We start from the raw sequence: 8,164 nt of genomic DNA on the forward strand, positions 1-8,164 counted from the left end.
GCGGGTGTAGTTTTATAAATTAACCGGTCTTTACGGTTTATTTTATTAACGAAACTTGGGTTGATTCTTATGAAGAACTATAACAATTCGAAAAAACTGTTCAGGCGTATTATTTCAGCATCGCTGGGTGTGTTGTTTTCTACTTTCATGATGTTCAGCGCGACGGCTTCGGCGGCTGCATTGTGCGAGGGTAGATGGGTGTTAGTGGGTGGCATACCCTGCGATATGTTGCCCATTGGCGGGGGAAGTGTAACCTGTTTGTTTTTCGGCAAAGATATTAACGCAAATGGCACTATTGAAGGCCACTCGGCAGATGTGTGCATGCTTTTAGATGCCGATAATCGCCAGCGCAGTTTTCCTTGTGTTGACGCGTGCAACTACACCAATAATTGCGAACACAAATACTGCATGAATACGGACGCTATTAAGGATGCCCGTAAAGAAGCCGGGTTGCATCTAAAGAAAACAGAATAAACAGCATGACGTGACACGTTATTCTGAATACCCCTCAGCCGGTGTTAAAGGCTGAGGGGTATTGATCAGTAAACGTCTCTCTTATAACGACCCTGTTCTATCAGGCGTTCCAATGCTTCTGCTCCCACGATGTCGATCAATGCCTGATCAACCCCTGCCGCCATGCCTTGCAGACTGCCGCAGATGTAAATGGCTGCCCCTTCAGCGAGCCAGCGCCGGACCTCGTCAGCCGCTTCGCGAACACGGTCTTGCACGTAGACCTTGTGGGCCTGATCCCGGGAGAACGCCAAACTCAGTCGCTCCAAATCCCCGTTGGCCAGCCAGCCTTGCAGCTCTTCGCGGCAGTAGAAATCGTGAGCCGCATTGCGCTCTCCGAAGAACAGCCAGTTACGCTGTTCGCCCTCGGCAATGCGCGCCTTGAGCAGGCTGCGCAAACCGGCCAGACCAGTGCCGTTGCCGATCAATATCAGCGGGCAAGGATCTGCAGGCAGGTGGAAGCCACTGTTAGTTCGCAGGCGCAGGTGGATGCTCGCCCCGACAGGCGCGTGTTCTGTCAACCAACCGGAACCAATCCCCAGACTTCCATCGGCATGCCGCTCCTGACGCACGATGAGTTGCAGCAAACCATCCTTCGGGATCGAGGCGATGGAGTATTCGCGCATGTTCAGCGGGATCAGTGCATCGACCAGTGCTTGTGCATGCATGCCGACCAGATGCCCACGATGTGTCGGTAGCTGGCGGCTTGCGAGTGCCTGAGCCAGTGTTTCGGTCAAACCTTCCAACTGTACCGGGCTGTCAGGGTTGAGCCCCAAACCTTCGAGAAAGTGTTCAACAGCCCACAGGCAGTGACGCGGCATGACTTCGACCAGATCGCCCGCTTGCCAGCTACCCGTGACGTCTGGGGCGCTCAACCCCAGCAGGTACACGCTGGAACCGTTGCTGCCGGGGTTGAGCAAGTCGCGCTGTTCAAGGGTCCAGTTGTGGTAGCGGGGCGCTTGCCATTGAGTGCCGGGGGCTCCTCCCGTCAGTTGGCTGAGGTGCTGTTGCCAGTGATGCAGCGCCAAGGGGTCGCCGCTGTCGACCTGCACCGGGCTGAACAATGCCTGCGCGCCACGCTCGCTCAGCCACTGCTGAATGCGTGTCGCAAACCCGCAAAAGTGCGGGTATTGGCGATCACCCAAGGCCAGCACTGAATAGTGGAGCGTACTCAGGCTCAAAGGCTGGCCCAGCAATTTGCGTTCAAAGCCCCGGGCGCTGTCCGGCGCTTCGCCGTCGCCAAAGGTACTGACCACAAACAGAGCGTTTTTTGCGTGCTGCAAGTCCTCCCCGCTAATCGCCGCCAACGGTTGCACGCGGACTGGCATGCCGGCCGCCTGTAATTGACCCGCCGTTTGCCACGCCAGTTGCTCGGCAAAGCCGCTTTGGCTGGCAAAGCCGATCAACCATGAAGAGGCATCGTTGCTGACGTCTGCCAGCCCATTACGTGCTGCTCGGGCCTGACGCTTTTTACGACGTCGATCCAGATACAGCAACCAGCCGGTGATAAAAAACAGCGGCATGCTCAGGCTGGCCACGGTAACCAGAATACGTCCGGGAAGGCCCCAGTAACTGCCTACGTGCAGCGCGTAGATGCTGGTGAGCAATTGCGCCTTGTAGCTTTTATCGTCGTAGCGATCGTGCTTTTTGATCACGCCTGTCGCCGGGTCCAACACGATCTGGTTGAAAGCACGCTCGTGGGGCGAGTCTGTTCGCAGGTAAAACACGGTTGCAGGCTGCCCGGCTGCAGGGGGCATGCGCACGTTGTATGTGCTCAGTTCAGGGCCGGCGGCTTTCTGGATGCTGGCCCAGATTGCATCGTAATCGGCCACGGGTGCCGGGCCGGCGGGGCCAGGCTTGCTGCGGCCGCCTTTGTGGTGTTCGCCCTGGGGGGAATCAGAAAACAGCGTTTGCAGGCCCTTGTTGTACCACTCGTAGGACCATGACAAACCGGTCAACGCGGCCAGCAGATAGAAAACCATGCACCAGGTGCCTGCTACAGCGTGCAAATCCCAGTTGAAACTGCGGCCTTTCTTTGCCCAATCGAGCGTCAACCATGCGCGCCAGTTCAGCGCTTGGCGCGGCCAACGCAGGTACAGCCCGGAGAGACAGAAGAAAATCAGCATCAGGGTGCAGGCGCCGGTGATTTGCCGCCCGGTTTGGCCCATGGCCAGAAAACGGTGCAGTTGCAGCATCAGGCCGAAGAAATCCTGGCCTGTGGCCTCGCCCAGATAGTTGGCTGTGTAAGGGTCGACATACCGCATCTGACCTCGGCGCTCGCCCGGCGGCGGGGTGAAAAACACGCGCGCAGCGCTGTCACTGTCGACACCGACCCACAGCATCGCGACCTGTTTGCCCTCAGTGGCTTCGACCTTACGCACCAGCTCCGCAGGTGGCAGTACGCCGCTGTCGAGTTTCTCGACGCTGAGTACAGACAGGTTGAGCGCGTTCAGCAGTTCGTCCTGAAACGACACAACGGCACCGGTAATGCCCATCAGGGCCAGCACCAGACCGGCGGTTATCCCGAAAAACCAGTGCAGCTGAAACAGTGTTTTCTTGAACACGACTACCGCCTTGCTTGCTCAATGGAATACGTGTTTACGTCATGCGCGCAAATGGCGCGAGCTTTCGCACAAAAGCCCCGGCCATTGGATGGGCGGGGCTTGGTTTAACTCAATGTGCGTTTAGAAATGGAAGCTGGTGGTCAACAAGGCTGTACGGCCTGCTGCCTGGCTGGCGAAGTGCGCCGCGTAGGCTTTGTCGTAGTACGTCTTGTCGGTCAGGTTTTGGACGTTCAGTTGCAGGTCGATGTTTTTGGTCAGCTTATAACTGGCCATGGCGTCGTATCGGGTGTAAGACGGGACATACACCGTATTGGCCGTGTCGCCGTACACTTCGTCCACATAGAACGCGCCACCACCAATCGTGAGCTTGGGCGTCACGTCATACGTAGTCCAAAGGCTAAAGCTGTTTTTCGGCGTGTTAGGCATTTCATTGCCTTTGTCCGAGAGCGCTGCGGTGTTGATGCTACCGTTACGGTTGCCCTTTTGGCCCGGATCAACCAGCTCGCTCTTCAAGTAGCTGTAGCCTGCGAAGACTTGCCATTTGTCAGTGATTTTTCCGCTGGCCGACAGCTCAACGCCGTCAACCCGTGATTTACCGGCATTTTCATAGGTGAATGAATCAGCCAAGACGCGCGTGTTCTTCTTTTCGGTACGGAACACAGCTGCCGTCAACGACAGGCGATCCTGGAAAACATCCCACTTGGTGCCTAATTCGTAGTTAACGGTTTCTTCAGGTTTCAAGTCGCTGGTGATGTTGCTGCCCGGTGTAACCAGCGCGTTACCCTCAACACCTTCTCCGACTATGCCGCCGGGTGGCGTAGCAGACGTAGCGTAGGAAAGGTACACACTGCCGTTATCCAGTGGCTTCCAGACCAGTCCGGTCTGCCAGTTGAAAAAGTGGCTGTCGCTCTCGGCTTTAGTGCGGCCAGTTGCGGCATTGGTGTTCGCAGTCGTGCTGAATGAGTCATAGCGAAGACCCGCGTTCAACAGCCATTTCGGATCGAGTTCGATGGTATCGAAGATATACGCCGCTTTGGTCACACCGACCGTATTGGTGCCGTAGTAGTTGCGGGCTTCAGTACCCGTCCAGACATCATTCGGATTCGGGTTAGACAGTGAGGTGCATTCCCCGCCGCTGTTGCCGACTTTGTTCGGCGTGCAATCAGGATTTTTATTAGGCGTCACGGTGTAGCTGCTGACGCGGGTTTCTTCACGGGTGAATTCAACGCCCGTGGAATACGTGTTTTTGAAGCCCATGAACTGGAAGTTACCAAACAGGTCTGTCTGGTTAGTCGTGGTTTCGGTCGTCGAAACACGGGTGTTGGCGCGACGCCACACAGTGCCGTATTGATTGACGTTGTGCTGGCTGTCGTCAGGCTGCGTCAGGATGTAGTCCTGGCCTGTATTGCCATGACGGAACGTGTTTTTCAGGGTCATCGAATCGCTGAAGTCATGTTCGAACGAGAGGGTGCTGATATCGACACGGGTCTTGCGGAAATCACGGTCCTTCAACCCATAAAAGTTGTTGCTGTGCCCGCCGTCGTCCGGCTTGTCATGACCATGTACAGCTGTCTTGGAGCTGTTGCTGTAACCATAAGGAATCCCCGAGTCAGGCAAGTCATTGCTTTCCAGATGGTAATAGCTGAGGTTCAGGCGGTTTTCTGTACCGAGACCGAACGTCAGGGAAGGGGCTACACCCCAACGGTCGTAGTTCACGGAGTCACGGCCTGCAACGTTTTGCTCATGACTCATCAGGTTGAGTCGGAACGCAGCCGTATCAAGGAACTGACGGTTAACATCGACTGTGTAACGGCGGGTCTGGTCCGAGCCATACGTAAAGCCACCGTTGAGAAAGTCGCCCATTTTAGGGGTCTTGCTCACCATGTTGAGGCTGCCACCTGCTGACCCGCGACCACCAAAAGAAGAGTTTGGTCCTTTGCTGACTTCAATCGATTCAATGTCAAAGATTTCACGGGTCTGGCCGCCCGCGTCACGTACGCCATCAAGGTACATGTCGGCTTGCGCATCAAAGCCACGAATGAAAGGACGATCACCCTGAGGGTTGCCACCTTCACCGGCACCAAATGTCACACCCGGGACGGTGCGCAAGGCGTCTTGCAGTGAAGTTGCAGCTGTATCTTGCAGCACTTGCTGAGGGATCACAGTAACTGAGCGCGGGGTGTCTACCAGAGGCGCCGTGTATTTCTGAGAGCTGGCGTTTTGAGTCTGATACGACTTCTCTTGCTGCTCCCCGCTCACGGTCGTCGCGCCCAGCGAAATACTGTTGCCCTGTGCTTTGCTTTCGGTGCTTTCAGCCGCCTGTGCCATGTGCGCAGCGGAGGTTGCGGTGATTGCGACACCGATGGCCGAAGCCAGCAAACGCGGTGAGCTGACGGGTATTTTTGTAGTAAGGCGCGACATGTGAAGATCCCTTCCCCCAGAATTTGAGCCGCGAAATATAGTGCAAACAATTCTGTGTATCAATTGAGATCAATTACTATTAGCGCAAAACTTACAATCTTTACAGTTTTTCTTTACGGTTTTTTCACACTCGTTCGTCTAAGGGGGTTGATCAGGGTTTTACACGATCAATAAGAATCAATACCATTGCCATCCCTTTGTTATCAGGTATTGCGCCATGCTCCTGCATATTCCCGGCTTGTTTACCCGTGAAGAAGTTGCGCGCATTCGCGAAGCACTGGAGCAGGCGGACTGGGCGGACGGCAAAATCACGGCCGGGTATCAATCCGCCAAAGCCAAGCACAACCTGCAGTTGCCGGAAGGCCATCCGCTCGCCAAAGAAATTGGCGCGGCCATGATCGACCGGCTATGGCAAAACCCGCAGTTCATGTCAGCCGCCTTGCCGCACAAAGTATTTCCGCCGTTGCTCAACTGTTACACCGCGGGCGGCAGCTTCGACTTTCATATCGATAACGCCGTGCGCCAACCCAAGGGCAACCCTGAACGGGTACGCACGGATTTGTCGTCGACGCTGTTCTTCAGTGACCCTGACGATTACGACGGTGGCGAACTGGTGATTCAGGACACCTACGGCGTGCAGCAAATCAAATTACCGGCAGGTGACATGGTGCTGTACCCCGGCACCAGTCTGCATAAAGTCAACGCCGTCACGCGGGGGACTCGCTTTGCCTCCTTTTTCTGGACCCAGAGCCTGGTGCGTGAAGACAGTCAACGTACGCTGTTGTACGAAATGGATGGCGCGATCCAGCAACTGACCCGCGATGTGCCCGATCACCCGTCGTTAATTCAGCTCACCGGCACCTATCACAACCTGCTACGTCGCTGGGTTGAGGTCTAGCCATGAGCTTTCAATTGCGCCGTGAGGAGTTGCTCGATGGTGAACAGCTCCGTGCCATGTTGGCTGAAAACCCGGGCCGGGCGGCACAAGCCATCCTGATTGCAGCCAAACAAGGGCTCATTGATGGGCAAGCGTTGTTAGGGCAAATTTTGCTCGACGGGCAGGGCATCGAACGCGATCCGGTCCTGGCCAGGCGCTGGTTTCAGATCGCTGCCAACGCCGGTCATCTGATGGCGCGCAACATGCTCGGTCGCTGCCTGGAACATGGTTGGGGCGGGCCAGTGGATCTGACGCTGGCCAGTCTGCAATACCGTCAGGCCGCAGAGGCCGGTCTGGACTGGGCCATGTACAACTACGCGAACTTGTTGGCCACCGGGCGCGGGGTCCCTGAAGACCCGCTGGCTGCGCTGGCGCTTTATCGGCAAGCCGCAGAGTTGGGGCATGCCAAGTCGATGAATTTGTTGGGGCGCTATCTGGAGGAAGGGCAATATTGTGCGCAAGACCTCAATGCCGCTTGGTATTGGTACAAATGTTCGGCTGAAAACGGAGATTTTCGCGGGCAGTTCAGCCATGCGGCCGTGCTGACGCAGCAGGGGCAGATCGATGAAGCCCTTGAGTGGCTGTACAAGGCGCTGGCGGGAGGCAATCTGAACTTTCTTCGCGTCGCACAGCAATCCCTCATGTATGCCCGGGACCCGCGGATTCGGGCATTGGCGTCGGACTTTGCGCAGCGTGCAGCACAACTTCAAACAGATTGATCGAACACAGTGGAGGCCACCGTTACGTAATCGACAGGCACATTAAATAGTTATAGCGATGAAGGCCCTGTATTGAATAGTTATGGCGCTGGCGAATAACGCTGTTATTTAACGTACTCTCTTACATTGTTTTGTGCTTAAGCTGTATTGCCGGTGTCCCGGTTGGGCATAGTCTTGTTCATGTGTATTAATTGAGCGGGAACTGCATGATGCCTGAGTATTATAGGGATGAGCTGGAGGCTCTAACGGAGTCTGAGTTTTATGAACAATCCGGGGTGTTCGAACACTCTATCGTCGTGCCGTTGCGATTTATGCAGTATCTGTCGGGCGTACGCTTAAACGGAATTCCGCGTGCTGACAGCGGTTTTTTATTCCGGCGTACAGATATTGAAACCATTCGATTATATGTCGACCATGCCCGTCTTTTGCCGACGGTTCTTGAGAACGTAAAGCGCCTGTATCCACCGGCGGCTGTAGGGTTGGAAGGGCTGGAGCCAGAAAAGGTAGTGGGCTTTCATCAACAGGTTCTGGCACACGCTCATACCTGGACCCACCTTGAACATGCAGTCAAAGTGGCATGCGATAGCATGAACCAGTTGGCGGGGGACATTCTGGAGCGTCTTCAACGTCTTATTGAAGATATCGCTGGGGTTATGGGGGAGCAGCCATCAGGTAACGGACTGGGTATCACTGATCTGCCACGTGCAGTATTAACCGATGAACAGCGCTCAGCCCTTGAACTCATACGTCTCAACCGGGTTCACGAACAGCCGGATATACGCGGTTTTTTCAATACCTCGATCTTTTCTCAGTGCCGTCTATTTAATAGCACCTTAGCGAACGTGTTGGTGCCACACGCGTCGGCACTTCTGGATGTTTATTCGCAAGTGGATAACGTTACCGCCAACGCTTCATTAAAAACAGATCTGCGCGCATTAGGGATGCTCCGATCAACTTGCTGCGCGGCGGCGGCAAGTCGTAATTTGCACGGCACGCAGCGCTATTTGCTCAAA

Annotated in this window: 6 protein-coding genes; 4 read left to right on the forward strand and 2 right to left on the reverse strand. The window is 55.4% G+C overall.

The window, feature by feature from the left end:
- Positions 1-69 precede the first annotated feature (69 nt).
- Positions 70-474, forward strand: a complete 405-nt coding sequence (locus CJF39_RS20030; RefSeq protein ID WP_141232208.1) for a hypothetical protein — start codon at positions 70-72, stop codon at positions 472-474.
- A 65-nt stretch (positions 475-539) separates the two neighbouring features.
- Here the strand turns inward: CJF39_RS20030 and CJF39_RS20035 are convergent, their stop codons facing one another.
- Positions 540-3,074: a PepSY domain-containing protein gene (locus CJF39_RS20035; RefSeq protein WP_094995004.1), complete on the reverse strand. Its 2,535-nt coding sequence runs from the start codon at positions 3,072-3,074 to the stop codon at positions 540-542.
- Between the two features lie 120 nt (positions 3,075-3,194).
- Positions 3,195-5,495: a TonB-dependent receptor gene (locus CJF39_RS20040; RefSeq protein WP_094995005.1), complete on the reverse strand. Its 2,301-nt coding sequence runs from the start codon at positions 5,493-5,495 to the stop codon at positions 3,195-3,197.
- Between the two features lie 217 nt (positions 5,496-5,712).
- Here CJF39_RS20040 and CJF39_RS20045 point away from each other — a divergent pair, with 217 nt between their 5' ends.
- From CJF39_RS20045 to CJF39_RS20055, 3 genes are all read left to right on the forward strand, one after another.
- A complete protein-coding gene (locus tag CJF39_RS20045) occupies positions 5,713-6,393 on the forward strand; it encodes a Fe2+-dependent dioxygenase (RefSeq protein ID WP_094995006.1) in 681 nt (226 codons plus the stop codon).
- 2 nt (positions 6,394-6,395) lie between these two features.
- A complete protein-coding gene (locus CJF39_RS20050; protein ID WP_094995007.1) occupies positions 6,396-7,151 on the forward strand; it encodes a tetratricopeptide repeat protein in 756 nt (251 codons plus the stop codon).
- A 209-nt stretch (positions 7,152-7,360) separates the two neighbouring features.
- Positions 7,361-8,164, forward strand: an 804-nt coding sequence (locus CJF39_RS20055) for a hypothetical protein (RefSeq protein ID WP_141232209.1), incomplete at its 3' end; no start/stop codon positions are given.

This window comes from Pseudomonas lundensis (genome assembly GCF_002269125.1).
Lineage (GTDB): Bacteria > Pseudomonadota > Gammaproteobacteria > Pseudomonadales > Pseudomonadaceae > Aquipseudomonas > Aquipseudomonas lundensis_A.